Below are 1,678 nucleotides of genomic sequence, written 5' to 3'. Positions count from 1 at the left end.
CTACCACAATGCCAGCCCCGCGCCCCTGGCCATGGTGCTGCCGTCCGACCTGCGCACGCTGCGGCTTATGGGCGTGGAATCCTTTGATGGCTTTGGCCGAGGCAGTGGCCTGCAAAGTGATGCCGTGGCCCCGTACAGCGACAGCGACGTGCGTGTGCTGCAGCCGGGCGAGACCACGACCGTCGAGTTGGATCTGAACGACCCGCGCTGGGCGGTGCACCAGCCCGGCAAGGAACCGCTGCCCCTCTGGCACAAGGATCTTGGCTCGTGGACGTTCCGCGTGATGTATCAGGCCCCGTCGCCCGAAGCCTGCGCCGGTCTGGCCCAGGCCCCGCTCATCTGGCGCGGCCAACTGCCAAGCCGCAATTTCGGAGCCTACGAACTGCGCCGGGAATAATAATATGTAGCACTAAAATTTTTTAGAAACCATAAGAGATAGCATTATTGGTTTCGGAGACCATTTTTTTAGCAAAGAGCACATCAATAATGCGGTCAACTTCTTGTTGCGCGATTGTTTTATTGAACATCGCTGCTATATGCTTGGATAAAGTTTGGCGTTTTCGAGGTCTGTTCTTTTTTGATTTGCTCAAATTGTCGATAACTCGCTGGTAGTTTGGATCGTCGGCTTGTGCTGGTTTTGGATTGAGTTCCATCAAGCTGTTGATGCGGAGGCATTTTAATCCGGATTTGTTGAGTTGGCGGAGAAGCGGATCAAAACCTTTGTCCTTGGAGAGAATAATACATTTTGTTGTGGGTGCTGTCTCAAGAAGCCTTCCAAGGTGACAGGCAATATGAAAGTCGAGGGCATTGTTGCCATTGCCTTCAACTTTTTGCCAGTCGATACGGGATCCTAGTTGCTGTGTGGCCATGACTAGCTCAACGGGAATGGTTTTTTGACTCGCGCCGACAAAAATAAGGACATTTGTGGCGTTATCGAGTCTGGAAAGATCGATTTGCTGTACGTTTTCGTAATCAATGAGAAGAAGTTTGTTCGGCATGCAGAGTCCCGTAGCAAACAGGCTGGGGTCCAACAAGATCAGAGTCCCGCCTTTCCAAAAAAGCGCAGCCGCAGGGCATTACTGACAACAAAGACCGAACTCATGGCCATGGCCGTGCCGGCCAGCATGGGACTCATGGCCGGGCCGCCGAACAGGTGCGGCACGCCCATGGCCACGGGGATACCGACGGTGTTGAAGGCAAAGGCCCAGAACAGATTCTGGCGGATGTTGCGCATGACCGCCCGGCTCAGGGACAGGGCCGTGAGCACGCCGGACAGATCCGCGCGCATGAGGACCACGTCGCCCGATTCCATGGCCACGTCCATGCCGCCGCCCATGGCCATGCCCAGATCGGCCTGGGCCAGGGCCGGGGCGTCGTTGATGCCGTCGCCAACCATGCCCACTGTTTTCCCTTCGCTCTGCAGGCCGGTGACGACCTCGGCCTTGCGGTCCGGCAGAACCCCGGCCACGACGCGCTCGATGCCGAGTGTACGGGCCACGGCCTGGGCCGCGCGCTGGCTGTCGCCGGTCAGAAGGACCACATCCAGACCCATGGCCTTGAGGCGCCCCACAGTGCGCGCCGCCTCGGGCCGGATCTGATCACTGATGGCCAGCAGCCCGGCCGCTTTCCCGTCCACAGCCACATGAATGACCGTGGCGCCGTTTTCCTCCATCCGTTC

2 protein-coding genes are annotated in these 1,678 nt (G+C 57.9%); both read right to left on the bottom strand.

Annotated features, from left to right (window positions below):
- Positions 1-419: 419 nt before the first annotated feature.
- Positions 420-998, bottom strand: a complete 579-nt coding sequence (locus EOL86_14600) for a hypothetical protein (protein NCD26802.1) — start codon at positions 996-998, stop codon at positions 420-422.
- A gap of 38 nt (positions 999-1,036) precedes the next feature.
- On the bottom strand, positions 1,037-1,678 hold a 642-nt coding region (locus EOL86_14595; GenBank protein NCD26801.1), incomplete at its 5' end, for an HAD family hydrolase.

The sequence above is a fragment of the Deltaproteobacteria bacterium genome, from assembly GCA_009930495.1.
Lineage (GTDB): Bacteria > Desulfobacterota > Desulfovibrionia > Desulfovibrionales > Desulfomicrobiaceae > Desulfomicrobium.
Note: the sequence above shows the minus strand (reverse complement) of the source record. Positions and strands in the feature narration are given on the sequence as shown.

Bases quoted from the DNA above. Each gene is read 5' to 3' on its own strand.
- EOL86_14600 (NCD26802.1), bottom strand. From the start codon at position 998: ATGCCGAACAAACTTCTTCTCATTGATTACGAAAACGTACAGCAAATC.